30 protein-coding genes and 2 tRNA genes are annotated in these 26,486 nt (G+C 63.3%); 10 read left to right on the top strand and 22 right to left on the bottom strand.

All coding sequences use genetic code 11. The features are described from left to right. Positions 1-4: 4 nt before the first annotated feature. Positions 5-655 carry a DUF1917 domain-containing protein gene (locus QFX32_03835; protein MDI9633168.1) on the bottom strand — a complete coding sequence of 217 codons (651 nt, stop codon included), beginning with the start codon at positions 653-655 and terminating at the stop codon, positions 5-7. Positions 656-699: 44 nt separating this feature from the next. After that, positions 700-1,464: a sulfide-dependent adenosine diphosphate thiazole synthase gene (locus tag QFX32_03830; protein MDI9633167.1), complete on the bottom strand. Its 765-nt coding sequence runs from the start codon at positions 1,462-1,464 to the stop codon at positions 700-702. A 112-nt stretch (positions 1,465-1,576) separates the two neighbouring features. Here QFX32_03830 and htpX point away from each other — a divergent pair, with 112 nt between their 5' ends. The 4 genes from htpX (at position 1,577) to QFX32_03810 (ending at position 3,974) form a co-directional block, all read left to right on the top strand. Continuing rightward, positions 1,577-2,455, top strand: a complete 879-nt coding sequence (htpX, locus tag QFX32_03825) for a zinc metalloprotease HtpX (GenBank protein MDI9633166.1) — start codon at positions 1,577-1,579, stop codon at positions 2,453-2,455. 125 nt (positions 2,456-2,580) lie between these two features. Beyond that, positions 2,581-2,651 (top strand) — tRNA-Gly (locus tag QFX32_03820). 3 nt (positions 2,652-2,654) lie between these two features. Then, positions 2,655-2,728: transfer RNA gene (locus QFX32_03815), tRNA-Val, on the top strand. 301 nt (positions 2,729-3,029) lie between these two features. Then, positions 3,030-3,974, top strand: coding sequence for an IS5 family transposase (locus tag QFX32_03810; protein MDI9633165.1), 945 nt, complete (start codon positions 3,030-3,032; stop codon positions 3,972-3,974). Positions 3,975-4,194: 220 nt separating this feature from the next. Here the strand turns inward: QFX32_03810 and QFX32_03805 are convergent, their stop codons facing one another. The 5 genes from QFX32_03805 to QFX32_03785 all read right to left on the bottom strand — a co-directional run bounded on the left by QFX32_03805 (position 4,195) and on the right by QFX32_03785 (position 6,835). Continuing rightward, positions 4,195-4,524, bottom strand: a complete 330-nt coding sequence (locus QFX32_03805) for a type II toxin-antitoxin system PemK/MazF family toxin (protein ID MDI9633164.1) — start codon at positions 4,522-4,524, stop codon at positions 4,195-4,197. After that, on the bottom strand, positions 4,521-4,712 hold the full coding sequence (locus QFX32_03800; GenBank protein ID MDI9633163.1) for a hypothetical protein: 192 nt from the start codon (positions 4,710-4,712) through the stop codon (positions 4,521-4,523). Before QFX32_03800 ends, QFX32_03805 begins: the two co-directional genes overlap by 4 nt. Positions 4,713-4,779: 67 nt before the next feature. Then, positions 4,780-5,256: a hypothetical protein gene (locus QFX32_03795; protein ID MDI9633162.1), complete on the bottom strand. Its 477-nt coding sequence runs from the start codon at positions 5,254-5,256 to the stop codon at positions 4,780-4,782. Between the two features lie 373 nt (positions 5,257-5,629). Next, positions 5,630-6,400, bottom strand: a complete 771-nt coding sequence (locus QFX32_03790) for a hypothetical protein (protein ID MDI9633161.1) — start codon at positions 6,398-6,400, stop codon at positions 5,630-5,632. A 159-nt stretch (positions 6,401-6,559) separates the two neighbouring features. Beyond that, the gene (locus tag QFX32_03785; GenBank protein MDI9633160.1) at positions 6,560-6,835 is read right to left on the bottom strand and encodes a DUF4405 domain-containing protein; all 276 of its coding nucleotides are present in this window, start codon (positions 6,833-6,835) and stop codon (positions 6,560-6,562) included. A gap of 568 nt (positions 6,836-7,403) precedes the next feature. Between QFX32_03785 and QFX32_03780 the strand changes: the two genes are divergently transcribed. Together QFX32_03780 and QFX32_03775 are read left to right on the top strand one after the other, a co-directional pair. Next, positions 7,404-8,267 (top strand): tetratricopeptide repeat protein, encoded by an 864-nt coding sequence (locus QFX32_03780; GenBank protein MDI9633159.1) that lies wholly within the window; start codon positions 7,404-7,406, stop codon positions 8,265-8,267. Between the two features lie 17 nt (positions 8,268-8,284). Beyond that, complete coding sequence (locus QFX32_03775; GenBank protein MDI9633158.1) at positions 8,285-9,412, top strand: TIGR04084 family radical SAM/SPASM domain-containing protein; 1,128 nt, start codon at positions 8,285-8,287, stop codon at positions 9,410-9,412. Between the two features lie 4 nt (positions 9,413-9,416). Here QFX32_03775 and rlmH read toward each other — a convergent pair whose 3' ends face one another. The 10 genes from rlmH to QFX32_03725 form a co-directional block, all read right to left on the bottom strand. Beyond that, positions 9,417-9,896 carry a 23S rRNA (pseudouridine(1915)-N(3))-methyltransferase RlmH gene (gene rlmH / locus QFX32_03770; GenBank protein MDI9633157.1) on the bottom strand — a complete coding sequence of 160 codons (480 nt, stop codon included), beginning with the start codon at positions 9,894-9,896 and terminating at the stop codon, positions 9,417-9,419. A 306-nt stretch (positions 9,897-10,202) separates the two neighbouring features. Further along, positions 10,203-11,783 (bottom strand): O-phosphoserine--tRNA ligase, encoded by a 1,581-nt coding sequence (gene sepS / locus QFX32_03765; GenBank protein ID MDI9633156.1) that lies wholly within the window; start codon positions 11,781-11,783, stop codon positions 10,203-10,205. Next, positions 11,780-12,682: a 4-demethylwyosine synthase TYW1 gene (gene twy1 / locus QFX32_03760; GenBank protein ID MDI9633155.1), complete on the bottom strand. Its 903-nt coding sequence runs from the start codon at positions 12,680-12,682 to the stop codon at positions 11,780-11,782. Before twy1 ends, sepS begins: the two co-directional genes overlap by 4 nt. Continuing rightward, positions 12,654-14,324 (bottom strand): arginine--tRNA ligase, encoded by a 1,671-nt coding sequence (argS, locus tag QFX32_03755; GenBank protein MDI9633154.1) that lies wholly within the window; start codon positions 14,322-14,324, stop codon positions 12,654-12,656. Before argS ends, twy1 begins: the two co-directional genes overlap by 29 nt. Position 14,325: 1 nt before the next feature. Continuing rightward, a complete protein-coding gene (gene prf1, locus QFX32_03750; GenBank protein ID MDI9633153.1) occupies positions 14,326-15,600 on the bottom strand; it encodes a peptide chain release factor aRF-1 in 1,275 nt (424 codons plus the stop codon). 34 nt (positions 15,601-15,634) lie between these two features. Beyond that, positions 15,635-16,525, bottom strand: a complete 891-nt coding sequence (locus QFX32_03745; protein MDI9633152.1) for an alpha/beta fold hydrolase — start codon at positions 16,523-16,525, stop codon at positions 15,635-15,637. Further along, complete coding sequence (locus QFX32_03740) at positions 16,522-17,031, bottom strand: NUDIX hydrolase (protein MDI9633151.1); 510 nt, start codon at positions 17,029-17,031, stop codon at positions 16,522-16,524. The genes QFX32_03745 and QFX32_03740 overlap by 4 nt, the downstream gene beginning before the upstream one ends. Continuing rightward, entirely contained in the window at positions 17,028-17,699 is a 672-nt protein-coding gene (gene queC, locus QFX32_03735; protein MDI9633150.1) for a 7-cyano-7-deazaguanine synthase QueC, read from the bottom strand. The genes QFX32_03740 and queC overlap by 4 nt, the downstream gene beginning before the upstream one ends. 4 nt (positions 17,700-17,703) lie before the next feature. Then, the gene (locus QFX32_03730; GenBank protein MDI9633149.1) at positions 17,704-18,312 is read right to left on the bottom strand and encodes a radical SAM protein; all 609 of its coding nucleotides are present in this window, start codon (positions 18,310-18,312) and stop codon (positions 17,704-17,706) included. Then, the gene (locus QFX32_03725; protein MDI9633148.1) at positions 18,299-18,712 is read right to left on the bottom strand and encodes a 6-carboxytetrahydropterin synthase; all 414 of its coding nucleotides are present in this window, start codon (positions 18,710-18,712) and stop codon (positions 18,299-18,301) included. Before QFX32_03725 ends, QFX32_03730 begins: the two co-directional genes overlap by 14 nt. Positions 18,713-18,882: 170 nt before the next feature. On the opposite strand from QFX32_03725, the gene QFX32_03720 reads away from it, so the two are divergent. From QFX32_03720 to QFX32_03705, 4 genes are all read left to right on the top strand, one after another. Further along, positions 18,883-19,311, top strand: a complete 429-nt coding sequence (locus tag QFX32_03720) for a 30S ribosomal protein S12 (GenBank protein ID MDI9633147.1) — start codon at positions 18,883-18,885, stop codon at positions 19,309-19,311. 6 nt (positions 19,312-19,317) lie between these two features. Continuing rightward, entirely contained in the window at positions 19,318-19,899 is a 582-nt protein-coding gene (locus QFX32_03715; protein ID MDI9633146.1) for a 30S ribosomal protein S7, read from the top strand. Positions 19,900-19,930: 31 nt separating this feature from the next. Continuing rightward, entirely contained in the window at positions 19,931-22,123 is a 2,193-nt protein-coding gene (locus QFX32_03710) for an elongation factor EF-2 (GenBank protein ID MDI9633145.1), read from the top strand. Between the two features lie 181 nt (positions 22,124-22,304). Continuing rightward, positions 22,305-22,805 carry a GTP-binding protein gene (locus QFX32_03705; GenBank protein MDI9633144.1) on the top strand — a complete coding sequence of 167 codons (501 nt, stop codon included), beginning with the start codon at positions 22,305-22,307 and terminating at the stop codon, positions 22,803-22,805. Between the two features lie 27 nt (positions 22,806-22,832). Here the strand turns inward: QFX32_03705 and QFX32_03700 are convergent, their stop codons facing one another. The 5 genes from QFX32_03700 to frhD form a co-directional block, all read right to left on the bottom strand. Beyond that, positions 22,833-23,315, bottom strand: a complete 483-nt coding sequence (locus QFX32_03700) for a DUF2124 family protein (protein ID MDI9633143.1) — start codon at positions 23,313-23,315, stop codon at positions 22,833-22,835. A gap of 166 nt (positions 23,316-23,481) precedes the next feature. After that, complete coding sequence (locus QFX32_03695) at positions 23,482-24,126, bottom strand: protease inhibitor I42 family protein (protein ID MDI9633142.1); 645 nt, start codon at positions 24,124-24,126, stop codon at positions 23,482-23,484. Positions 24,127-24,258: 132 nt separating this feature from the next. Next, complete coding sequence (frhB, locus tag QFX32_03690) at positions 24,259-25,137, bottom strand: coenzyme F420 hydrogenase subunit beta (protein MDI9633141.1); 879 nt, start codon at positions 25,135-25,137, stop codon at positions 24,259-24,261. Positions 25,138-25,148: 11 nt separating this feature from the next. Beyond that, positions 25,149-25,910 (bottom strand): coenzyme F420 hydrogenase subunit gamma, encoded by a 762-nt coding sequence (frhG, locus tag QFX32_03685; GenBank protein MDI9633140.1) that lies wholly within the window; start codon positions 25,908-25,910, stop codon positions 25,149-25,151. A gap of 25 nt (positions 25,911-25,935) precedes the next feature. After that, on the bottom strand, positions 25,936-26,484 hold the full coding sequence (gene frhD / locus QFX32_03680; protein MDI9633139.1) for a coenzyme F420-reducing hydrogenase, FrhD protein: 549 nt from the start codon (positions 26,482-26,484) through the stop codon (positions 25,936-25,938). Positions 26,485-26,486: the final 2 nt, after the last annotated feature.

The following is a 26,486-nucleotide window of genomic DNA, read 5'->3' as shown; positions in this document are numbered from 1 at the left end:
CCGGTCAGGCCGAGTAATAGGTCACCTTTTTTCCCCGCTGGCTGTACTCGCCGCGGTATGTCTCGATGTTCCTCTTGTACCCGATCTTCTCGGTGAACCCGAGCTCGCGGAGCTTCTCGCGGACCCGCATCACGTCGGCCTCGTCCCTCCAGTCCCGGGTGTAGACGTAGATGACCCTCCGTTCGTCGCGGGAGTCGGGGTTGGGGCGGGCCGTGCTCACCTTCGACGATATCCCGAGTTCTCCGCGGCACGTCGCGTCCCTCACCTTCGCCCACGCGGAGTCCACCTCGCTCGGCGGGACGAAGATGAGCCACTTGCCCGCGTGCTCGTCCTCCATTTCGCCGGGCGAGACGCCGGGGGCATCCTGGATGATCCAGTGCATCGTCGTGGTCTTCCCGGGGACGACCCCCTCCCCACCGCGGATGAGCGCGTAGACCCCGTCCGGCCCGCCGTACTTCTCCGCCATCGCCGCGCAGAACTCGGGGTAATCGGTGCAGAAGGATCGGAACACCTCGTCGAAGACGTCCCGGAAGTCGACCCGGTTCTCGACAAGGGAGAAGAGAAAAAGTCCCCTCTCGTGGAGCTCGCGGTTCAACAGGTGGAGGAAGAGACCGCAGCCGAGGTCAGAGAGCGAGTCCGGATCGATCTCACTCATACATTAGGGTTGAAAAGACCGACTAAAAAAGGGTATGGGGACTCTCACGCGCGGAGGAGGGAACACGCGATCTCCGCCGCCCGCTCGCCGGAAAGGAGCATGCCGCCGAATACCGGGCCCATCCGGTGCTCTCCGGCGACCGCGTTTGCAGCCATCCCGCAGGCCACGAGCCCCGGGAAGATCTCCCTCGTGTGGGACAGGATCTCCCCCTCCGCCCGGGCCGCCCACATGAAACCCTCGCCCCGCACGCTGACGCCTCCGCCTTTCCGCTCGACGAGGCGGGCGAGGACGGCGTCGTGCCCCGTCGCGTCCACGGCGACGCCGCAGCCCACGGTGAGGGGATCGATGTGGAGACCGGCGATCTCCACGGGCGTCCAGTTCAGGACCAGCCCCGAGAGCCTCCCGTCCCCGCGGATCATCACGTCCTCGACGGAGAAGAGCGTGAAGAACTCGACGCCCGCGTCGCACGCGGCTGCGGTCAGCTTCGAGACGGCCTCGACCGAGGAGGAGACGAAGTAGCCTTCCCGGTATTTCGTGTACCGGATGCCAAAGCGGTCGAGGATGCGCCGTGCCTCCTCCTGGACGACGATGCGGGGGAACATCATCCCCCCTCCCCACATGCCTCCCCCCACGGAGAGCCTCTTCTCGATGAGGCCGACGCGGTGGCCCTTCTCCGCGATCAGGGTCGCTGCCGTGAGGCCGGACGGGCCCCCGCCGACGACGGCAACGTCCATGTCCATGTACTCGAGGAACTTCTCGAGCTGCGAGGACACGATGGCCCTGCTGATAGTGATCTCGTCGATGTCCATCGGTTTCTCCATTGTATCCGCCTGCTCCCGCAAATTCCGTCAATCACCGGATAACCTGTCAGAATGTCGCCTGGGGAATATTTATAGATTTTACAGGGGAAATATGTAACTTATGAAAGTGTGGAAGCGCGATCTCGGACTCACGCTGAGGATCTGGCTGACCCTGTTCCTCCTGTTCCTGGTCTACCTCGCATTCCTCGCGGTGCTCTCGATGCTCGGGATAGGCTTGCCGTTCCTGTTCATGTTCGTCCTCCTGATGGCGGCAATCCAGTACTTCTTCTCCGACAAGCTCGTCCTGTGGAGCACGCGGGCGAGGGTGATCGAGAGGGAGGAGAACCCGGAGCTCTACGCCATGGTGGAGAGGCTGGCAGCGGAGGCAGACCTGCCCATGCCCCGGGTCGCGATCATGCAGTCCCCGGTACCGAACGCGTTTGCCACGGGCAGGAGTCCCCGCCACTCCGTCGTCGCGGTGACGGATTCCATCCTCCGGCTCCTCTCGCCCCGCGAACTCGAGGCAGTCCTCGCGCACGAGCTCTCGCACATCAAGAACCGGGACGTCCTCGTGATGACGGTCGCAAGTTTCGTCGCGATGATCGCGGCCCTGATCATGAACAACTTCCTCTTCGCGAGCATGTTCTCCCGGCGCGAGGACAACCCGTGGATCATCGCGGGGATCGTCGCGGTCGTCGTGTACTTCGTCTCCCAGCTCCTGATCATGGCCCTCTCGCGCTACAGGGAGTTCTCCGCGGACCGGGGGAGCGCGTTCATCACGGGGAGGCCGCGTGACCTCGTCTCGGCGCTCGTGAAGATCAGCGGGAGGATGGATTACGTCCCGCCCGAGCACAAGAGGATCGTCGAGAGCGCAAACGCGTTCTTCATCATCCCGGCCCTCTCGGGCGCGACTCTCATGGAGCTCTTCTCCACGCACCCGCCCCTCGAGAAGAGGATCGCGGCGCTCGAGAGGGTCGAGCTCGAGATGCGGGGCTACTGACCGGGGAATACCTGTCCATCTTTTTTTTTCCTGCAGCACCACCCAGGATTCCCACGGATCCCGGCACGCGAATCCCACGAACAAAAAGCATAATACGCATCGTTTCCAAATTTCAAAGGCTCCTTGCATCGATGGTCTAGTGGCATGACTTAGGCCTTCCAAGCCTATAGCCCGGGTTCGATTCCCGGTCGATGCACTGGGGCTCGTGGTCTAGCTGGCTATGACGTCGCCTTCACACGGCGGAGGTCAGGAGTTCGAATCTCCTCGAGCCCACCTTCTTCTGAAGAAAGCGTGAAGTGTGCAGGCTGAATCGTGCTATTGACATTCATGATGAGAGCATTTAGGAAACGCGGGGCAGTCACGACGCTGCTGCGCAGGAACTCACGCGATGCGGCGGAGAGCGTGAAGGTGGCAGGGAGGAGGTGGAAGTGGTATTAAATTGGATGGTGATTACTCAATTAGCCCCTCCCCAAATCACCACTCAGTCAACCGTTGTAATTGAATCTATCGAGGTTTTCGAAAAACCCCTCTTCAAACCACAAAAGCTATATCTCAGCCGATCAAAAACTCCCCAATGACCTTCGAAACATTCGGGCTGCACGAAGCATACAAGAGGGTACAAAAGGTTGGGGACCGCCTTTCAGAATTTGAATCGATAATTGACTGGGACCAGTTTCGCCCGATACTTGAAGACCTCTACAAAAACAAGAAAGGCAAAGGCGGGAGGCCAAATATCGATCCTGTCGTGATGGTCAAACTCCTCGTGCTCCAGAAACTCTACAACTTCTCAGACCCCGAACTGGAACGCCAGGTGACGGATCGCATCTCATTCAGGAAATTCATCGGGTTCCACCACGGAGTTCCTGATTTCTCGACGGTCTGGTTCTTCCGGGAACGTCTCAAGGAATCAGGCAAATACCAGGAAATCTGGGATAATTTCCAGGCACAGATCGCGGCCAAGGGTCTTGCAATCACTCGTGGAGTCATCCAGGATGCAACGATCATCACCGCGGACCCGGGGAAACAGTCTTCAGAGACATCACCGCGCGAAGAGGGGAAAACCCGGAGAAACAAGGACGGGACGTGGACGAAACGGGGAGATACACCATATTTTGGATACAAACTCCACGTGCTCATTGACAAGGAGAATCACCTGGTCCGTCGCATTGAAACGACGACTGCATCTGTCCATGACAGCCAGGTGGACCTCTCGATGCCCGGGGAGACAGTTTACCGCGATAGGGGATATTTCGGAGTGAAACCCCGTGCCTCGATCGATAAAACCATGAAAAGGGCTGTCCGGGGTTGTCCGCTGACTATCAAGGAGAAGCGCAGGAACCGTGCGATCAGCAAGACACGGAGAGTTATTGTCCGGGTCTTCGCCGTAATCAAACGGACATTCCACTACGATCACGTTCTCGTGACGACTGTGGAGAGGGTGCATGTCAAAAACGTGTTTGCATCGTTTTTGTTCAATCTGGTCCAGTTGAGTACTCTCAAACGAAAAGGAGCTTGGTAGCGGGAGCTATCGAAGACTTCTTAAAAATCGGAAGAAAATCCCGATAATTTGGTGAAATCTTTAGGGAATTCTCCCATTTTGAGTTCTCAAATTTCGAGAGAGCGTTTGCTTTCTTTCGATGTCACTGGTTTTTCGAAATCGTCGATTGTATGAGGCTGGGTTGGTGCCATAGCAGGAGGCACTTCACTCGAATGGATATTGTGATCCGCCTCTATCATGCTCAGAGTCTGAAAAGTGCAACGACTTTTGCATTGACTTCTGCTTTAAGGTCATCATCCAGTTCTCCGATCTCACCGATTATCAGGTCTTTCAGAATCGTTGCAATCTTATCCAATCTGATCACAGAATCGACCTTGAGGCCTGTTCTCGAAAAACCTGCGTGAGAGGAGTTTATTATAATGCCGGATAAACCAGTTCTCTCGTGAGTTTTTGACGAAATAAAGGCGACAACAACATCGCGATCCCCCTCGTGGAGGACGAGCGCTGGTCGAAGTTTGGTCGCGGTGAAATCGGTGAAGGGAAACGGTATCAGAACGATCTTCCCCTTCATCGGTACACAACCCTGATATCCCTGACAGTGTAGAGATCAGGCTCCTCCTCCAGAAAGGCAGAGAGTGACCGCTCGGAGAGCTTCATCATTGCAAGGGTCTCCCTCTCGTGAAGGAGAGTCTCGATCTTTTCGGCGAGCGCTCTGATGCTTTCTTTGATCTCCTTGACGTCAGTTTCGATGCTGGTCATAGTGTATCCTCACGGGGATTATGCAGGTGATTGGTCTGGTATGCCATCAATCTTTGTGTATCTGTGGTCATTCGACAATCAGGTTATCGTAGCTCTTCTCGATGCACCTGCACTCAGCAGGACACCGGCGATACGCCTCGACGATCTCCTCGTCGGTCGGATAAATCTCAACCACCCCTGCGGGTTTGATCCTGAGGTTGCTCTTCCACTTCGCAATCGGGTAACCTAAGGGGGAGTCGATATCCGCATCCGAGAGGTAGTTCAGGAAATTCCTCAACTCTCGCATCTGCTTATCGTCTTCGATACCGGAGAGGTCCAGAGGCCTGGTTATCCTCCTGCTCCTGAGTACCTTCCTGATCGCAGCGAGGTAATCCTTCACGGTCTGCTCCGATACTCTCTTCCTTAGCCACTCGGTAAACCGCCTTTCATGTATCCGGAAGAGCTGGTGCATGTCCTGCGTCTCGCTTATCTCCTGTGCTCCTTCCTCTGCTTCTGCTGGGATTTCTTCACCTGCGGCTTCTTTCCCGAATTCCTCGGTATTCATTGCCTGATTTCCTTCTCGCCTCGCCTTCACACAGCGGAGGTCAGGAGTTCGAATCTCCTCGAGCCCACTTTCTTCTGAAGAAAGCGTGAAGTGTGCAGGCTGAATCGTGCTACTGACACTCGTGATGAGAGCATTTAGGAATCGCTGGTCATTCGTGACGCTGCTTTGCGCGAGAAATGAGGCGGCGTTGCGGGGAGCGCGAAGGGGGGCGCCAGTGGAAATGCGGGGGACTTGCGGTTTAGGGTATTCCGAGACATTCTCCCCACCGCGTGCACGGTCGGGTCTCCCGAAAGGCTCATGGGGACGACAGGTCGCGGGAAACACCAAATCGTGCACGCGAGATTTTTGGAGGAAAACGAGGAGCATTTGTGGATTATTTCCACAACCAGCCGAAAATCCCCTTGTCTTGCCTCTCCCTCTGGGCAAGCTGCTGGATCCGGGCCTGCTGCTGCTCCATCTCCCGGAACTGCTCCTGGAGTATCTCACGGACCTCGGGATCGCAGTCCTCGCACTGTGCAATGAGCTCGCGTGCCTGCTGGATCCGTTCCTGGTTGCGGACAGCCTCCTGCGCGAGCAACCTCGCAGCCTCCTCGTCTCCCCCGGCGAGGAAGCGGACGAACATATTCCGCGTCTCGATCCGCTCTTCTGCCCTGACCTGGGCCTGGAGGGAATTGTTGAATTCGCGGGCAAAGGCCGAGACCTGCGGACCTATCCCGCCCAGCATCTCCCGGGCCTGTCCCTCGTCGAGAAGAGTGTGGACAAAGGCACTCACGTTGCTGTAACGCGAGTGGACGCGTTGCTGCTCCGGAGGCAAGGTCGCGTGCAGGCGATCCTGTTCCTGCTTGCGATCCTGAATCTGCTTGTGGAGCTGGGCGCCCCTCAATGCCCTCGTCTGGTTCCGGAGACGTTCTTCCTCCCGGATCCGGTCCCCCGAGGCGTTCAACTGCGCTTTTGATTGGCTCTGGACCTTGTCAATGTTCTGTTGTTGGGACTGTTCCTGCGGCCTATCCTGTACCTGAGCCTGTTCCTGAGCCTGTTTCTGGACCTGCTGCCCCGCCTTCCCGCCGGGTCCGCCCGCGTTCCCCGCAACGGCGACCACGACGATCGCCGACAGGAGGATGGAGACAAGGAGTACCTTTTTCACATCCACATTCGATCCCTCCCGGTGTAATGGGTGTCATGCTCCCGTATTTCTCCTCCCATAAATAATCGTGGAATGGGGGTAGTTCTCCATTCGAAGTACTGCGATCCACCCCGTGAGTTCGCGGTTGGCGCCACGGTCTCACCCGTCCTGGCTCTCCCCCTATTCACCGGCACTTGTCTCCAGGTACCGGGGAAAGTTCCAGAAGAACTTCCAGTGGAGGAGGAGGTGGAGAACCAGCAGTGCGATGAAGAGGAGACTAGAACTGTTGTGCACGGCGACCCACTGGTTGCGGGGTATGCCCAGGAATTGCATCCACCCGCTCCCCCGTCCACCGGGTGGCAGGACAAAGGAGAGCACCAGCCCCGAGAGAGCGGATGGAACGAGAGTAACCAGGCAACATACATCCACTAGTGCATTGATGACGACCCGTTTCATGCGATCCCGGTGGAATCCGGGTAATCATAGACATTTCCATGATTCCCCGACTCACCGTTATCCGGGTCCTTTCCAGAGACGGTCCAGGATTCATTCAGATTATGCCCGGATCCTCGAGGATGCTCCCGCGTCAAGAATCGCTCTATTACCTTTCGACCATCGCGTGGCGACTGGGAACAATCCTCCCCGTTCCACACCACGGTCCCACGAGGAGGGGGCGTGACCGGCCGCGTCACCGGGGGAACGAGGAATTTCCCGCCGAAAGGGAAATTCCGAGCCGGTCCGTATCGATCGCGAGGGTACCCGCGAGGGGTGTGACCGGGACGCGGGCGAACCCTACGGCATCCGGGTCCTCCGATGCGGGGATCGCCCGGGTCCCGCGATATCGGGCGGGATAGCCCGGTAGCCGTACACAGTCCCCGGCAAAGAGGTCCTTCCCGGGACGGGACGTTGGGGTGAGGTCCTGCCCACCTCGTCCCATCCGCACCCGTCCACCCCGGCCTCCCTCCCGGCAGAACATTATATGCTATGGCCCGCAAGAAAATACTACACCGGTATGGAGGGTGGTGTGTTCTCCCTGGGAGGTGGGAGGCTCGCGTGCATCTTCGCGTGCCTCGCCATCCTCGTCCTGTCGGCATCTCCGGCAGCTGCCGATACGCCCGCGGAGAAGGCACAGAACCTCGCGAGGAGGGCAGACGACCTTGTGGTCCAGGGGCAGTTCCTGGAGGCGCTCGACCTCTACGAGGAAGCACTCGACCTCGACCCCTACAGCAGCCAGATCTGGAACAGGTTCGGGATCGCCCAGATGAAGGTCGGAAGGTTCCCCGACGCGGTTGAATCGTTCCAGAGGGCACTCGAAATCGACCCGTACTACACGATTGCCTGGAAGAACAAGGGCGACGCGCTCCAGGTCCAGGAGAAGTACCAGGCGGCAATCGAGGCGTACGACAGGGCGCTCGCCATCAACGCGAACGACTTCTACACGCTCTACGAGAAGGGCGTCTGTCTCCAGAAGATGGGGAAGCCCGAGAAGGCGATGGAGATCTACACGGAGGTCATCCGGCTCGCGGAGAGGGAGCTGCGGCGCAACCCGAACGAGGCGAAGTACAACGCGCTCCTCTGGGCCACGATGGGGGACGCCCTCGCGAGGCTCGGCCGTTACCAGGAGGCCATCGACGCGTACGGGGAGGCCATCGCGGTGAACCCGAAGATGGGGCGGGCGATCGCCGGGCTCCAGCGGGTGAACGAGACGCTCCTCCGGGGAAGGAGCTCGCCCGAGATCCTCCAGACCCCCGTCGTCCCCGAGACGAAACCGACGAGGAAACAGACGACACCCCTCCCCTCCCTCCTCCCCCTCGCCGCGTGCGCGTGGGGGGTATTCTCGCGTTCGTGGGCGCAACGCCCGCGACGCCGGGATTTCCCGACCGATTGACACCTCCCCGTGGGAAGATGACCTTCTTTCACCTCATCCTCACCGACGACTGCAACCTGTGCTGCAGCTACTGCCGGGGGAGGATCCACGCCGGGGTCTCGGACATGGCATGCGGGCGGGACGTCGAGATCGACACCGATCTCCCCCCGGATCTCTCGGTCGACCTGCAGGACCTCTACTCCTTCCTCGGGAGGGACCGGGATGCATGCCTGACCTTCTACGGCGGGGAGCCCCTCCTCCGGATCCCCCTCGTCATGGAGATCATGGACAACGCCCCGGTCCGGAGGTTCATGGTCCAGACAAACGGGCTCCTCCTCGCAGACCTCCCGCCCGCGTACCGCAACAGGTTCGAGACAATCCTCGTCTCGCTGGACGGGACAGAGGAGCTCACCGACAGCCACAGGGGGGAGGGGACGTACCGGCGGGTCATGGAGAACCTCGGGGAACTCGTGCGGGGGGGGTTCCGGGGAGAGGTCATCGCGCGGATGACCGTGGGAGAGGATACGGACATCCACGAGGCGGTGTGGGCACTCGCGGAGAACCCCTCCATCCCCTTCTGGTCGATCCACTGGCAGCTCGACGCGGAGTTCTCCGGCGACGCGGCGGCACGGAGGTTCTGCGAGTGGGCGGAAGAGAGCTATAACCCGGGGATACGGCGGCTCGTGGACGACTGGGTCTCGTGCATGGAGGAGGGCGGGAGCGTCCGTCGCTGGTACCCCTTCCTCCAGACAATGGAGGACCTCCTCTCGGGCCGGGAGAGTGCCCTCCGGTGCGGTGCGGGCCATGCCAACTACACCATCATGACGGACGGGCACATCGGCCCCTGCCCCGTGATGGTGGGGATGAAGGGATACTACGTCGGGCACGTCGCCACGTCCGACCCGTGCACCCTCCCCCGCGTGGAGGTCGACTCGGAGTGCCGGGCCTGCCCGATCCTCGGGTTCTGCGGGGGGAGGTGCCTCTACGCGCAGGTCGTGCGGCCGTGGCCGGACGGGATGCGGAGGGCCGTCTGCCGGACCGTCGAGAACCTCCACGCGAGCCTCTCGGGCGTGCTGCCCCGCGTGAGGGAATGCATCAGGAAGGGACTCGTAAAGATAACGGACTTTTCCCACACGCGCTACAACGGCTGCGAGATAATCCCGTGATCCCTCACCTGTGGTATGCCTCGCCGCTGTTGATCCGGCAGGCCCTGTAGATCTGCTCGAGGAGGACGAGGCGCACGAGCTCGTGGGGGAACGTCATCCGCGAGAGCGAAAGCCTCTCGTTTGCCCACGAGAGGACGGACGGGGCAAGGCCGAGGGGTCCCCCGATGGCGAAGGTGACCCGCGGCTGGCCGGAGATCTCCCAGCTCTTCAGGCGATATGCGAATTCCTCGCTGCTCCACTGCGCGCCGTCCACCGCGCACGCGACGAGGATTCCCGTCCCGCCCGCGGCGGCGAGGATCCTCTCCCCTTCCCTCGCGAGGAGAGACTCCCTCTCCCTCTCTCCCAGCCGGGGTGGGACCTTCTCCTCCTGCACGTCGATGAGCTCGATTCTATGGTACGGCGCGATCCTCGCGCAGTATTCCCGCATCCCTTCCCGGATGTACCCCTCCCTCGCGCGCCCGACCGCGACGATCCGGATCTGCATCACCCATTGGTGGCCCTCGGGCGGAAATCAATGTGGGGGAAGGGGGATCCCCACTTTCACCCCCCACGGCGGGTGTTTATAGGCCACGTCCCCGACACAGGGATCGTGGAGGCCGGGGGAAAACCGGCCTCCCTCTGCAACCCTCCATGAGCCACCTTGATTCGTGAAGGACCCGGCAAACTCCCCCGTTTTTCTCGGGTCCTCCAGTTTCTCCTGATGGAACACGCGGACACTTCCGGGGGGGTTTTGGGTCCTCCCCGAGGCCCGTCCCGCAACCGGCCGATGGGAGACCGTCAACGGCGGGTATCAGGCGATCTCTGACCTCGCCGCGAAGAAGACCGGCCCGCGGACGTCGACCTTCTTCTTCCTGTCGGTGATGTCCCGCATCACGTGGTCCGCGATGCGGAGGTTGACGTCGCTAGGGAGCTTTGCGACCTTCACCTGCACGTGCGTGGGTCTCCCGCAGGCGGCCGCCTCCTCGATGCGGGCCGCGGCGAGGAGGCTTACTGCCCTGAGGTATGAGATCCCGCAGGGGACTCCCTCTGACCGGACCCTTGCCCACTGCGGCGTGTCCGGGACGCCGAGGACCGACCCGTCCCACACGAAGACCTCGTTTTCGCACGCGGGGCCGAGGAGCTTTGCCCCCTCCTCCTGCTCCTCGACCCAGACGCGGACCCTTTCGCCGGAGAGTGTCCCCTCGTAGGCGAGGAACGAGCAGGGCCCCGTCTCCGCCGCATGCTCCCTCGCGGTGCGGGCGATCGCGCGCGCGAGCATCCTCCCCTCGACGGTCGCAGGCTCGCTCCGGACTGTGACGCCGCGTGCAATCTCGAGGTCGGTGAGGGGCCGGGGGTGGAACTGGGGGTACACGAGGGCGCGCATGTCCCCCGCGCCGGTCACGATCATCGCGAGCCGCTCCACGCCGAGCCCGAGGTTCATCACGGGAACGCCGATCCCGTACTCCCCGAGCGCGGACGGGGAGTACATCCCGAAGGTGGCCACCTCGACCCAGCCGTGGACCGGGTGGCGGGCGTAGACCTCTGTCTGCGTCCCGGGCATGTAGTACTTCGACCTTTTCTCGTCGGGGCGGAACCGGAATTCCGTGAATCCGAACGCGGAGAGGAGCGACTCCGAGACGGCCTTCCCCTCCTCGTTCGTGACATCCTCGCCTGCGACCACGCAGGAGGCGGAGTGGTAGCTCACGAGGCGCGTAGGCCCCTCCTCCTGCTCGCGCCGGAAGCACCGGTCCACGGAGAAGAGCCGGAGGGGGAGGGGACTCCGCTCCCAGAGTGCGGCGAGCGTGAGGAACCACCCGCTCGTCATGTGGCTGCGCAGCGTGGAGCGAGAGGCACGGGGGGAGAGGTCCCGGAACGCCGAGAAGACCTTCTCGTAGATCTCCACCGTGAGCCCGTCGTCGATCCCGAGGGCTTCAGAGGTCGCGTGGACGAGCTCGTCCCCGTCGATGGCCGACCTCTTGTAGTCCTGGAGGATCTGCCGGAGCCGCTCCTCCTCTCCCGGGGAGACGGGCCTGCCCGTGATGGCCGCGATACCCTCCAGTTCCTCCTTCCCAATCCCCTGGTTGGGCCGGTCGAGCCCCCCGAGGTAGAAGACCCTGTCGAGGACCGCCCTCGCCTCCGGCCCGAACTGCCTGAACACGTCCTGTTCCTCGACGATGATGGGGTTGCAGGTCTCTGCGAAACCGAGGCGGAGGTACGTCTCGCGGAGGCGGTGGACCATCTCGAAGACGGGGTGGGGACGCGGGTCGGGGTACCGGAGCCTTGGATACGTCTCTCTCTCGCGCGGCGGCGTGAGGACCGACGGGCCATCGTGCCACGCCCGCTCGAAGTTCTCGCGGGACCTCGCCTTCCAGGCGGCCGGGTCGAACCTCATCCCGCACGCTCCATGCAGACGACCCGGCTCGCCGCGTTCTCGTCCTTGACGCGGTAGTCGCACCCCCGGGCAATCTCTCCCGCGAAGGCCTTCACGTGCGCAAAGCTCGGCATGTTCTCCCGATCCATTCTCCTTCTACTGTATCCGAGGAACATATATCCCTTCACTTCCACGAAGGTCGCCCCCGAGTCCTGGAGCATCCGTGCGTAGGAGAGGGGGTCCTTGTCGTTGTACCCCCGCACGAGGGTGATCCTGACGGCCGACCGGCGCCTCCCGAGGAGCGCGAGACTCTCCATGATGTCCTCCCAGAAGTCTCCCTCCGGCCGACAGAGGCGGAGGTACGTCTCCCTGTCCGGTGCGCAGAGGGAGACGTAGGTTTGGAACGGCCTGCACCGCGAGAGGACGTCGGGATTCGTCCCGTTGCTCACGAGGAACGTGGAATACCCGTTCTCGGCGAGGAGGTCGACGAGCGCGGGGAGGTGAGGGTAGAGGGTCGGCTCGCCGGAGAGGGAGATCGCGACGTGGCGCGGCCGGAGTGCCTCCTCGAACCGCGCGGGGTCCACGTGGGGCGAGGGCTTGAACCCCGAGAGCGCCCTCTTCTGGAGGGCGGGGATGCGCGCGCAGATATCGGCGGGCGCGCAGTCCCTCTCCCCGGCGTAGACGTGCTCGAACGACCTCCAGCAGAAGAGGCACCGCTGGTTGCACCGGAGCGTGGGCGTCATCTGGGCGCACCGGTGGCTCTCGATCCCGTAGAACTGGTGCTTGTAGCACTGCTCGCCGCCGCGGAGCGCCTTCTTGCACCAAAGGCAGGGCTTGAGGGCAGCAGATGACCCCTCGGAGAAGAACTGGTAGCCCTGCTTCCGGAGGGCGTCACATGGTGGAGAGGGGTTCGATGCCAAGGGACTGCAATGCCTCCGCGAGCGTGTTTCTGGCCGCAAGGACGAGCGTGAGACGGGAGTCCCGGAGGGTGCCCGTGCTCTTTAGCACGGGGACGTAGTGGTAGAACGTGTTGAAGAGGTCCGCGAGGTCCCGGGCGTACACGGCGAGGAGGTGGGGTTTGAGCTCCCGGACGACGTTCTCGACGACGAGGGGGAACCGGATGACGTGGCGGGCGAGGGCGAGCTCGCGGGGATCCTCGAGTGCGAAGGCGTGCCCGAATTCCCCTGCCTTCTCGAGGATGCTGCAGGCCCGGGCATGGGCGTACTGGATGTACGGCCCGCTCTGGCGCTCGAAGTCGAGGGCCTCCTCCCAGTCGAACACGGTGCTCTTGTCGGGGGATATCCTCACGATGTCGTACCGCACCGCGGCGAGCGCGACCGACTGCGCGATCCTCCGCCTCTCTTCCTCCGGGAGTTCCGGCCTCCTTTGGGTCACCTCCTCGAACGCCCGCCGCGTCACCTCGTCGAGGAGCTCGTCGGCGGAGACGAACTTCCCGGCCCGGGTGCTCATCGACCCCTCCGGCAGGGACACGAACTCGAAGAAGACGATCTCGGGGGGCCGCTCGCCGAGGAGGCGGAGGGTTGTCACGAGCTGCGCGCCGATCAGCTTGTGGTCCGCGCCGAGGACGTCGATGACCCTGTCGAAGTTCCGCGCCTTCCAGACGTGGTACGCGATGTCCCTCGCCGCGTACACGGTCGTGCCGTCGCTCCTGCGCAGCACGTACTCCTTCCCAAAGCCGTGTGCCGAGAGGTCGAGCCAGAGCCGCCCGCCCTCTTCCCGGCACTCCTCCATGTGCGAGAGCCTCGAGAGGACCCGCTCCGTGTCGCCGTTCCGGACGAAGTCGCTCTCCCAGATGAACCGGTCGTGCCTCGCGCCGAGGCGCGAGAGGGTCGTCCTGAACCCTTCAAGGCACGCGGTGACCGCCGACCGGAACTCTCGGACGGTCCCGGGATCGCCAGCCTCGACCGACTGCATCAGCCGGTCCACCTCCGCGACCAGCTCGGGCCGCTCCTCGAGCGCCCTGTTCGCGGCGATGTAGACCCGCGCGACGCGGTGGTCGCCCTTCTCCCCCGGAATCTCCTCCCGGGGGACGTTGCGGAACCCCCAGACCACGATCGCGATCTGGCGTCCCATGTCGTTCACGTAGTACTGGACCTCCACCGGGTAACCTGCCTTCCGCAAGCACCGCGCGAGCGTATCCCCGATGACGGTGTTCCTGATGTGGCCGACGTGGAGGGGACCGTTGGGATTTGCGCTCGTGTGCTCGAGGACGACGCGCTCCTCCCGGGCGGGGAACGAGCCGTAACCGGGCCGGGTGGCCTCGGCGAGGCATTCCTCGAGGATCTCCTGCCCGAGGTGGAAGTTGAGGTACGGCCCCGCGGCCTCGACCCTCACGCCCCGGAGCTCCCCGCGCCGGGAGAGGTTGGCCGCGAGGTCCCCCGCGATCGCCGCGGGAGGTTTCCGCATGGCCCGCGCGAGCGAGAACGCGACGGTGCTCGCAAGGTCCGCGTGCGGTCCGCCGTCCGCGAGGGACACGTTCTCCTGCCCCGTCACCTCGCGCAGCGCGGATCCGATCCGCGAGTAAACATCGAGGAACGACATCCTAGTACCCCGTCCTGTACCGTAGAATCGCGGCGATCCCGCCGAATGCCGAGGCGAGCATCGCCCCTTCCTCGAAGTCGTCGGAGATGATCTCGACCCGCGTGCTCGTCTGGTCCGCGAGCCTCGTCAGCTCCTCGATGATGTCCGTCTCTTCCTCGACGACGAGCGGCCCGCCGCACGACTTGCAAGTCTGGGCCGAGACGATATCGGCGATCGTCTTTCCCGGCTCGAGCTGGACGGTCCGCTCCCCGGAGTGGCCGCACGCCTGGCAGCGGACCTTCACGCGCGACTTCCGGAGGGAGGCGGAGAGGAGGAGCGTGTCGACAGAGCCCATCGCGAGGTTCCTGCGCACGCTCTCCTCCCCGTACGCGGCGAGCCCGTCCTCCTTCACGAGCTCCCGCAGGAACCGGTTCATGAGCTCCTTCTCCTTGATCACCTCGACCCCCTTGAGTGCGTCGCGCGCGGCCTCCACGAGCTCCGCGAGCCCGCTCTCGTTCGTGTAGGCGACGTCGAAGAGGCCGATGATACGCTTCTGGATCTCGTGGTGGAGGTAGTGCCCCGCCTCGAACTCCTCCTTCGTCGGGCTCGGGCCGCCGATCAGGACGCCCTTGAACCGCTCGTAGAAGTCCTTCTCGGCGAGGAAGGTTGCGCTCGCCCGCTCCCCTATCTTCGTGTAGAACTCGTGGATGGCGATCTCCCGGAGTCTCTGGAACCTGACGCTCGACTGGCCCCCCTTCCTCTGCTTGCCGGGGACCGTGGACGTGACTCCCCCGACGGGCTCGATCCGGTTGCCCCGGAGGAACCCCCAGTACGCCTCGCGGCGGTCGAGGACGAGGAGCCCGTAGACGTTCTTTTCCTCGAGCATCTGGAGGAGCGGTTCCAGCTCGAAGACCGAGCTGCACCGGTACATGTAGAGGTTGAGGGGTTCTGGTGGCTCGATGATCGTGCACTCGAGGTCCGTCTTGTCCCCCTGCAGCTGGACCGTGCCGCAGAAGATCGCCATCCCGTGCGGCGGCGGCGTCTTGTAGTACTTGAGGCGGGAGAGGATGGACGATATCGCGCTCTGGACGTTCGTCCGGGTCTGCTTGCTCTTGATGTTCGCGCACTGCCCGAACTCGTCGCGGAGCTGGGCGACGACGTCGTGGATCTGCTTGTCAGGCGGGATGTAGAGGGATATCAGCTCTGTCCCGCTCCCCTGCTTGGACTGGAGTCTCTCGAGAGTCCTGCGGAACTCGTACTTCCTCCGGCCCTCGTCCATCTCCTGTACCTCGGTCATCGCCCTCTCCCCGTCGCCCAAACTTCAATACATTTCAACCCCCGGTCCCATAAATTTGCGCACATTCCGAGAGGATCGTCCGGTGCACCAGCTCGTTTGACCCGTGGGTCCCCTCGAAGGGGAAGAACGCCTTCGGCTCGGGGAGGGCATCGAAGAGCGCGCGCCCCTCGTCGAAGGGGATGACGGGGTCCTCGGGCGCGTGGAAGATCCACGACGGCCGGCCGGAGAGGGAACCCGCGAGGGTGACGGGGTCGACGGAGAGGAGGAACCGGCGGGCGTCGCCCGTGTACCTGTCCCCCGCCCGGGAGAACCCGGACGTCGAGATGCCGATGTACCCCGCGAACGCGGGATCCACCTCCGCGGCGATCGCGGCGTACCTCCCCCCGTTGCTCTCCCCCACCGCGTGGACGGGGATACCGTACGTCTCCTGCAGGAACCTGCGGGCGGCAATCACGTCGCAGATGGAGAGGTAGTACTGGGGCCACTCCCCGGACCTGAATTTCCCGAAATCGCGCGCGAGGTCGAGGGGGTACCCGGGGGTCTCCCCGCCGTGGCCCCGCACGTCGAGGACGAGGAAGGCGTAGCCGTTCTCCGCGTAGGAGCGGGCGATCTCCACGTACCCTTCCTTCCTCACCCCCGCGCCCGGCGAGAGGACGAACCCTGCCCTCGGGGCAGGGGGTACCGCGGCGACTGCGTAGACGTCTCCCTGCCCCGACGAGAAGACCACCCGCAGGAGGGTCACGTTCCCGGAGACCGAGATCACGCTCGCGTTCGCCGTGCAGGGGGGGCACCGGAGCGAGAGCCTGCCGGATTCGTCGACGGAAAAGTTGCCGCCGCGGGGCGGGATCTCCCCCACGCACCCCGCCGCGAGGATCCCTGCCGCGAGGATGACGGCGGGGAGGATGCAGGGAGCAGCGCCCCTCATGCCCCGCCCGCCGCGCACCGGAAGACGAGGCAGATCGTCTTTGCGTCGTTGATGCGGCCATCCCTGACCATCGCGGGGAGGTCCCCTGCCCGTACCTTCACGACCTCGATCACCTCGTCCTCGTCCTTCTCCCGCTTCGGGGCGGGACGGAGACCGCGGGCCTCATACAGGTATATCACCTCGTCCGTGAACCCCGGCGTCGTGTAGATCCACCCCCGCGGGACGAATTCAGCGGCATCGTACCCCGTCTCCTCGACGAGCTCCCTGCGGGCGGCGTCGAGGGGGTCTTCCCCCGGCTCGAGCGTCCCCGCGGGGGCCTCGAGGATGTACTCCCCGACGACGAACCGGTACTGCCTGATGAGGCAGCACGACCCGTCCCCGAAGAACGGGAGGACCGCGACCGCGTTCCCCGGGTGGACGGAGACCCTCTCGACCCTCCTCCCTCCGGGGAGGACGTACTCTTTCCTCTCGACGGAGAGCCTCTTTCCCCTGTACAGCTCTGTCATTCGCCGCTCCTGTAGGGGAGGGGATCCCGGACCCCGAGCGCCGCGAACGCAGCGCGCCGGAAGTGGCACGCGCCGCACACGCCGCACGCGATTTCGTTGTCCTGATAGCACGACCACGTGTGCTCGTACGGGACGCCGAGCGAGAGGCCGAGCGAGAGGATCTCCCTCTTCGACATGGAAATGAACGGCGTGACCAGCCTGATCCGGTCCCCGCTCCGCGTCCCCGTCGCGATCACCTTCCGGAACGCCTCGATGAACTCCGGCCTGCAGTCCGGGTACCCGCTGTAGTCCTGCGACTGGACGCCGATGAAGATCGCGTCCGCGCCGCGCGACTCCGCGTAGCTCGTCGCGATGGAGAGGAGGTTTGCGTTCCGGAACGGGACGTACGTGTTGGGGATGCATTCCCTCTCGGGGCTGTACGGCTCGACCGGGATCGCGTGGTCCGTGAGGCTGCTTGCGCCAAAGACCTTCAGGTAAGAGATGTCCACCTCGAGGAACTCCTCCGCGCCCACGAGGCGGGCGATCGTCCTCGCCGCGGCCCGTTCCCGTACCTCGGTCCTCTGGCCGTAATTGACATGGAGCGCGAGGATGCGGTACCCCATGTCACGCGCGACGTAGGCGAGCGTGGACGAGTCCATCCCGCCGGAGAGGAGGCACACCGCCCGCATCGCCCTACATCACCCCGATGACCTTGTGGATCTGGAGCTGGAGGCGCGCGGGGAGGTCCTCGTCGATGAGGAACCTCGCGATCCCGCGGGGATCTGTCCCCCACACGGGCGAGAAGAAGACGTGGCCGCGCGGCGAGTACCTCCTCATCACGTCCGCGGCGTACTCGCAGTCCTCCCTGTCCCTGACGACGAACTTGAGTGCATCGGCGTCCGTGAGCCGCGGGACCAGCGAGAGGTCGCTCTCCTCGCCGGAAGACGGGCACTTCACGTCCATGCAGATCGAGGCATAGGGCTGGAACGGCGAGAAGTCGAGGGTACCGTTCGTCTCGATGTCGATTGTGTACCCGGCATCGGAGAGGTCCCTGATGAGGGAGAGGAGGGGAGGACCCTGGAGGAGGGGTTCGCCGCCCGTGATGCAGACGTACCGTCCCCCGAGTCTCCTCACGTGGGACAACACCTCGTCCCCATCCATCTCTTCGCCCCCCGTGCGCGCAGGCCGCGTGTCGCACCAGGCGCAATCGAGGTTGCAGCCCGCGAACCTGACGAACGTGCAGGGCATCCCCTGGCGTATCCCCTCACCCTGGAGGCTCCTGAAGATTTCATGCACTCTCATAGGTCACTTCCGCGTAGCACGCGGGGGATTCCCACACCCTGACGCGGGTGATGCGGGCGTCGAGTCCCTGGCGCGTGCACTCCTCGCGCAGGAGCCCGGCGATGAGGGCAGCGAGGTTCTCGCTCGTCGGCTCGCCCTGTGTGGTGATCACGGGGTGGAACTCCCGGACCGCGGCCACCATGGGGTCGTCGCGGTTGAGGATTATCTGGTGGTCGAACCTGCAGACGACTTCCTTTACCATGTTGAAGTCGGCGACCATCCCGCTCCTCTCCCCCGGGATCCCCTCCATCCAGACCTCGACCTTCCACCGGTGCCCGTGGAGGCGGTTGCACTTCCCCCTGTCGTGGAGGAGCCTGTGGCTCGCGTCGAACTGCACTTCCTTGAAAAGGCGGAAGATCATTCAGAGAATGTTGGGCAGAACGGGATATAATATTATTAGCAATGGGGTCCAACAGGATAAGGCAATCGTGGACGTGTGCAAATGTATAAATCGCCTCCGCGCGTTTATATATACCACACGGGGACATGACCGTCCACTCTCTCCAAGGAGAACACTGACGAGGGTATTTCATGGGTAAGGGCAAGTTTGCAGCGAGGAAGCTCATCAAGGACGCGAAGAAATTCCGGTGGAGCGACCCCAAGTACGTGCGCAGCCACGGCGGGGTCAACATCAAGGCGGATCCCCTCGAGGGTGCACCGCAGGCCCGCGGGATAGTGCTCGAGAAGATCGGGGTCGAGGCCAAGCAGCCGAACTCCGCGATCCGGAAGTGCGTGAGGGTGCAACTGATCAAGAACGGGCGCCAGGTGACGGCGTTCGCGGTCGGCGACGGCGCGATCAACTTCATCGACGAGCACGACGAGGTCGAGATCGAGGGCATCGGTGGCAGGCTCGGGAGGTCGATGGGGGACATCCCGGGCGTAAGATACGTCGTGACGAAGGTCAACAACGTCTCCCTCCGCGAGCTCGTCATCGGGCGGAAGGAGAAGCCGCGCAGGTGATGCGGGATGGCGGAGACAGAGACCCCCGCACGCCTCCTCTTCAACAAATGGGACCTCGGGGAGGTCCAGGTACCGGACCCGAGCCTCGTCAAGTACATCGGCCTCACCCCCGTGATCGTCCCCCACACGACCGGCAAGCTCACGCGGCAGGAGTTTGCCAAGGCACACATGCTCATCGTGGAACGCCTCATCAACCGGCTGATGCAGTCCGAGATGAACACGGGGAACAAGCAGCTTGCCACGCGCATCGTCCGCGAGGCGTTCGAGATCATCCACAAGAAGACGAAGAGGAACCCGGTCCAGGTCCTCGTGGATGCCATCATCAACGCCGGGCCGAGGGAGGAGACGGTCCGCCTGAAGTACGGGGGGATAAACGTCCCGAAGTCAGTGGATACTGCCCCTCTCCGGCGCGTCAATACGGCCCTCTTCTTCATCGCCGAGGCCGTCTACAAGGCCGCGCACAAGAGCCGAAAGCCGGTCGCCCAGTGTCTCGCCGACGAGCTGATCGCGGCCTCGAAGGGGGACGCGAAGGCGTACTCCGTGAGCAAGAAGGAAGAACGCGAGCGGATTGCAAAGTCCGCCCGATAGAAAGGATTCAATCCCTTTTTTGTGGTGTTTTATGGCCCGAGGCAGAAAATCAATCGAGAAAATGGCAGAATTGATGAGCGACCCGACCCACATCAGGAACATCGGGATCGTCGCCCACATCGACCACGGCAAGACCACGCTCTCCGATAATCTCCTCGCGGGTGCCGGGATCATCTCCGAGGAGCTCGCGGGCAAGCAGCTCTTCATGGATTCCGACGAGGAGGAGCAGGCCCGCGGGATCACGATCGACGCGTCCAACGTCTCGATGGTCCACGAGTACGAGGGGCAGGAATACCTGATCAACATGATCGACACCCCCGGCCACGTGGATTTCGGGGGTGATGTGACGAGGGCCATGAGGGCGGTGGACGGCGCGGTCGTCCTCGTCGACGCGGTCGAGGGGCCCATGCCGCAGACAGAGACCGTCCTCCGGCAGGCGCTCAAGGAGGGTGTCCGCCCCGTCCTCTTCATCAACAAGGTCGACAGGCTCATCAACGAGCTGAAGGTCGACGAGATGGAGATGCAGATCCGGCTCGGGCGGGTGATCGACAAGGTCAACAAGCTCATCAAGAGCATGAACGAGGAGGCCTACAAGTCCGGCTGGCGGCTCGACGCCGCGCAGGGAACGGTCGCGTTCGGGTCGGCACTCTACAACTGGGCAGTCTCGGTCCCCTTCATGAAGAAGAGCGGCGTGTCGTTCAAGGACGTCTTCGAGAAGTGCCGCAGCGGGAACATGAAGGAACTCGCAAAGAGGAGCCCCCTCTGCGACGTCGTGCTGGACATGGTCGTCAAGCACCTGCCCAACCCCCTCGAGGCCCAGAAGCGCAGGATCAAGGTGATATGGCACGGTGACCCGGAGTCGCCGGAGGGCAGGGCGATGCTCAACTGCGACCCGAACGGCCCGGCGACCCTCATGATCACGGACATCTCGTTCGACCCCCACGCCGGCGAGGTCGCGACGGGCAGGCTGTTTTCCGGGAGGATCCGCCGGGGGACCGAGATGTACGTGATGGGGACCGCAAAGAAGGTCAACCGCCTCCAGCAGGTCGGCGTCTTCATGGGGCCGACGAGGGTCGAGGTGGAGGAGATCGTGGCAGGGAACATCGCGGCCGTGACCGGCCTCAAGGACGCGATCGTCGGGTCCACCGTGACCACGCTCCAGGAGATGGTTCCCTTCGAGTCCCTCAAGCACTACAGCGAGCCCGTCATGACGGTGGCCGTGGAGGCCAAGAACATGAAGGACCTCCCCAAGCTGATCGAGGTGCTCCGCCAGGTCGCGAAGGAAGACCCCACCCTCCAGGTCACCATCAACGAGGAGACGGGCGAGCACCTCATCTCGGGGATGGGGGAGCTCCACCTCGAGATCGTGACGGGGCGCATCAAGAGGGACAAGGGGGTCGAGATCGTCACCTCCGAGCCGATCGTCGTGTACAGGGAGACCGTGACCCAGAAGGCAGGTCCCGTGGAAGGGAAGTCCCCCAACAGGCACAACAGGTTCTACATCGAGGTCGAGCCCCTCCCCGAGGAGATTGTCAACCTCATAAGGGAGGGCAAGGTCTCGATGAACCAGACGGCGCTCGAGCGCAGGGACATCCTGATGGCGGCGGGGATGGACAAGGAAGAGGCGAAGAATGTCCGGGACATCTACGGGTACAACATGTTCCTCGACATGACGAAGGGTATCCAGTACCTGAACGAGACGATGGAGCTGATCATCGAGGGGATCCACGAGGCGCTCGACGGCGGCCCGCTCGCCGACGAGAAGGTCCAGAACCTGAAGATCCGTCTCGTCGACGTGAAGCTCCACGAGGACGCGATCCACCGCGGCCCCGCGCAGGTCATCCCGGCCGTCCGGTCGGCGGTCAAGGCAGCGATGCTGATGGCAGGCGACACCCTCCTCGAACCCGTCCAGAAGATCCAGATAACCGTCCCGACCGAGCAGATGGGGAACGCCACGGCCCAGATCCAGGGCCGGCGCGGGCAGGTGCTCGACATCCAGAGCGAGGGAGACACGGTGACAGTCATCGGGAAGGCGCCGGTCTCCGAGCTCTTCGGGTTCGCCGGCGACATCCGGTCCGCGACGGAGGGACGGGCGATGTGGAGCACGGAGTTCGCGGGGTTCGAGCTCGTTCCATCGAACATGCTCAAGGAGACCGTTGCGAAAATCCGGAAGAGGAAGGGGCTGAAGGAACAGATCCCGACGCCCGCGGACTACCTCGCGTGAAAATTACCTGTTTTTCCTTTTTTGGATCCCGCGGTGCAGCGGCAGACGGACTTTTCCCCCTTTCATTCCCTCGTTGGGGGACCGCGGGCACCTCCCCGCGCCCGCGAGAGCACCAGATAAACCACGCTCCCGCCGTGAGATACCGAAAGCGGTAAACGAATCGGGGGTCAACCGGTTATCCGTGGAAGGCAGGAAGATCAAGGTCGTCGTCTTCGGCGCGTACAACGCGGGGAAATCCACGCTGATCCAGACGCTCGATCCTTCTTCCCGCCACGTCGAGGCGCACACGGAGGACGGCGACACCACGGTTGCGCTCGACTATGGGCGCGTTTCGGTCGGCACGCACCAGGTCTACCTCTTCGGCACACCCGGGCAGGACCGGTTCGCATTCGTCCGCCAGATCATCGCCCGGGGGATGGATGCCGCCCTCCTCGTCGTCGATTCCTCCGTCCCCCCCGACGAGTTCACCCTCCACCTCTATTCCGCCCTCCTTGAGCGGAAGGTCCCCCTCGCGGTGCTGCTGAACAAGTGCGACCTCCCGCACGCGTGCCCGCGGGAACTTTCGGGAACGTTCAGGGACGCGATGGTCTTCTGCGTGTGCGCGCAGGACAGGGAGGCGGTCAGCGAAGCGCTCGGGAGGTTCGTGGAATCGTTCGCGGGGAAAACGGGGGAGGCGAAGTGACGGGGGGAGGAGGGGGAAGCGTCCCCCTCACTTCCAGACGGTGACCGGGTCGATCGTCGCGTCGATCAGGAGGTCGAACTTCATCTCCTTCGTCCAGCCCGCCTTCTCGAACATGTTCATGAAGCAGACCCCGATCTTCAGCGCCGACGGGTACTTCCCGATGGCGCCGGCCACCTGCCCGAGCGTCACCGGGACGTTGGGCATCGAGAGCCCGCCCATCACGACCACGGCAGCGGGGTCCGCGATGGCTGCAGCGCCGGAGACCTGCATCCCGACGTCCGGGACGAGGGCGATCTTCCGGGCCTTCGACTCGTCGACGTAGGGGACGAAGACCTGGTCGAGCTCGAGGCTCCGGACCGCGAATCCGAGGAGCTCGACGAACGGCGTGCACGTCCCTGGGCACCCGTAGTACACCACCTGGTCACCCTTCTTCAAGCCCTTCTTCTCGATGAAGTCCCGAAATGGCCGGAGCATTCCCGGCACTCCCTGGAAGACCTCTCTCTCTGCCATCTCGATTATGCTCCTTTGAGTAAGAATTGAGCCACCGGTTCATATGAAGGTATGGGAAAATCGCGGGGGCCGGAGAGAAAAAGCGATGAAAGGGAGGAATCCGGGGGAAGAGGACGGCCCTACCCGTGGCCTAGCCCCATCCCGGGGAGACCGGTCCTTCCACCCCTCACTCGACGACGACGAGGAGGTCGAAGGTCTCTGTCTTCTCGATGAACGTCAGGTTGACGGGGGTGCCCCACATCTGGATCGTCGCGACGTCCGGGACCTCCTCGGCCTCGAATGCCACCCGGAGCCCGTCGGCGTGGAACTCTTCGCCGAGGGCGAGGGGCAGGTAATTCCTCCCGTCGTCACCCGCGATTCCAAAGAATCCGCCTTCGAGCGGGACGTGCACGATGGTCCCGGCGGGGACCCAGGGCCTGCGGTACTCGGCGTGGAGGGGGAACGCGCCCTTCTCGCCCGCGGAGACGATCCACCTGTGGGTGCCACCCACCCCCACGAGCCTCGTGTCGGGAGCGAGGAACTCGTCCCTCGCGACCGCGAGGCCCGGCGGGACGCTCATGTTCCACGTGTACCCCGTCGTCGGGTTCTCGGGGAGCTGCACCGCGAATTCTGTCCCCGCGGGGAGAGTGACGTTCTTCCCATTGTCGCCGGGCCCAAAGACGGGCATGGTGGTCTCCTGTGCGGGAGAGGGGGTGGGAGGCGGGGTCGGGAGCCCCTCCTGACCCTCCTCTTCCTGCAGGCAGCCGGTCGAGAGAACCATGCAGACAGCGAGGAGGACGGCGGGGACCGCGACGAGGATGGAGCGTGTCATATCTCTGATTCACCTTCGTGGTAGAACATAAGAAGAACCCCGGAGGATATACGTCTTCCTATCGCTGCGGGAAAACCTGCAGTCATTGCGCAACGAAAAAAGGGGGGAATCCGCCTACTTGTAAAAAAAGGTTTATTTCGGTCCGAGGTAGGGGTTCCGCAGGGCCTTGTTCACGCCGAACTTCGCCCTCTCCTCGATCGTCTTCTGGTTCTTCGTGATCTTCTCGTTCGCGAGCTTCGTGACGAGCTCGAGGCCCGGCTTCACCTGCTCTATCGGCTTCGTCTCGAAGCAGCCGGCGGCGACAGCCTTGTTCCAGATGTCATCGCCGTTGCGGGTCCTCACGAAGACCGTGCTCCAGCCGTCCGGGCTCCCGACCGAACCCGTCGAGATGTCGGCGAGGTTCGCGACGTAGTCGAGGCAGACGTGGCACGCGGGCTGCTCGTACTTGTGGGTCACCTTGAGCGGCAGCTGGACGACCTGGCCGCGGTACCCGTAGACCCAGAACTTGCCCTTCCCGATCTCCATCTTCTTGACGGCCTCGAGCTTCATCCCCGCGTGGTCCTCGACGAGCTGCTTGATGCTCTGGTACGGGAAGTTCTCCATGCAGAAGATGCCGATCGCGAGCTTGATCTTGTCGTCCACGTCCCTCCACCCGAACGGGTAGAGCTGGCCCTTCCTCACCGCCTGCATCTGGCACGGCGTGCCCACGATGCCGATCTTCTCGAGGCCAAAGCTCCTCGTCGCCTCCTTGATCCAGGAGACGTTGGGGCTGATGTTGTACTTGGTGCCACCCGAGGTCATCAGCTCCTCGACGGTGGTCGCGATGAACGGGCGGGGCCTCCACGGCTCGTCGCTTGGGCCGGCCACGATCGCGCCGTCGATGATCCCCTCCTCGAGCGCGAACTTGAAGAGCTGGGTGACGATGCCCCCGTCCTGTGCCCTCTTCAGGATCTCCTTGTCAGTGCTGCGCGCCGAGACACAGAGTTTGTACTTTCCGAGTTCTCCTGCCATTTTCTCTCACCTCACTTGAGCGCCGCCCCGATGGCGTCCATGATGGCCTCGAATTCGGGCACCACGTCGAAGTTGAAGAAGCTCCTCGGGCACTGGGCGTAGCACGCACCGCACTTGATGCACATCTCCCTGTTCACGTTGGGCTTCCCGTACTCGTGGGTGATCGCCCTGACCGGGCACGCGGCCGCGCAGGACCCGCACCCCATGCAGAGGCCCTGGTTGACGACGTCGTACATGAGGTCGCAGCCACAGGCCTCGGTCCCGCGCTCGGCAAGCTGCATCAGCGGGGCGAGGTACTTCTTCGCGAGCTCCTGCTGCTCCTTGTTGCCCTTCAGGAGGAGGTACGCCATCACGCACACGTTCCTGATGAGCTGGGGGCACGGAGCGCACCCGGGGATGTAGACATCCACCTTGATGAGATCCCCGATGGGCAGGTACGACTCGTGCTGCGGCTGGTTGGGCTGGCCGCCACGCGCAAAGCGCGTGATGTTCCCGTAACACGCGCAACCGCCCACTGCAACGACGATCGCTGCCTTCTCGCGGGTCTCCTTGATCTCATGCACTGCAAGCTTGTCCTGGATGCACACCGACCCCTCGACGAGAGCGACATCCATCTTTGGGATGTGCCTCACGTCGGCGAGGGTGAGGCCATAGACAAGGTCGGCGTATTTGTCAAGAATCGTTAACAATCCACCATAGTTGTCTGCGAGGGATACCAGACAGCCCGTGCACCCGCTCATGTGCACGTGGCCAACTGTAATCTTGTCTGCCACAGGCTTTTCCTCCTTTTTTGTCGTTTCAGCCTTCTTCTCCACACCAGTGACCGCCGCGGGCTTCGCCTCCGGCTGCTCGCTGGTGCTCTTCTTTCCGAAGATTCTCGAGAGTAGTCCCATAATCCACCCCTATGAGGGCGAGTACTTCGCGCACTGCCAGGGGAACCGCCGATCTCACCTCATCCGAGAGACCGATTTCAAATTCCGCCACGCGTCCGGGCTGGCACCCGATAACCGTGATCTCCATCTTGTCCTTCAGCCGCTGGAGGGGTTCCGTGAGGTCCCACGAGTGGGCATCGCGGTAGCTTCCGGGCGGGAGGTCATCGGCAGAGAACCGCGCGAGCTGCCCGGGTTTTCCACCGAAGTCCACGGTGTCGACGATGATGAGCCTCCTCGTCACTGCGGGGTCGAGCAGCGTGAAAACGAAGTGCGGGCCCCCGAGGCCCGCGTCGATGGCTTTCACATTGTCGGGGAGGTCGATGCGCCGGAGCTCCTCGATCACCGCGGGTCCGAAACCGTCGTCCGCGAAGAGCGGGTTTCCGCACCCTGTGATCACGATCTCGGGGTAAAGCATGC

Source organism: Methanolinea sp., assembly GCA_030055515.1.
Lineage (GTDB): Archaea > Halobacteriota > Methanomicrobia > Methanomicrobiales > Methanospirillaceae > Methanolinea_A.
This window is presented reverse-complemented; position numbering and strand designations above follow the sequence as displayed.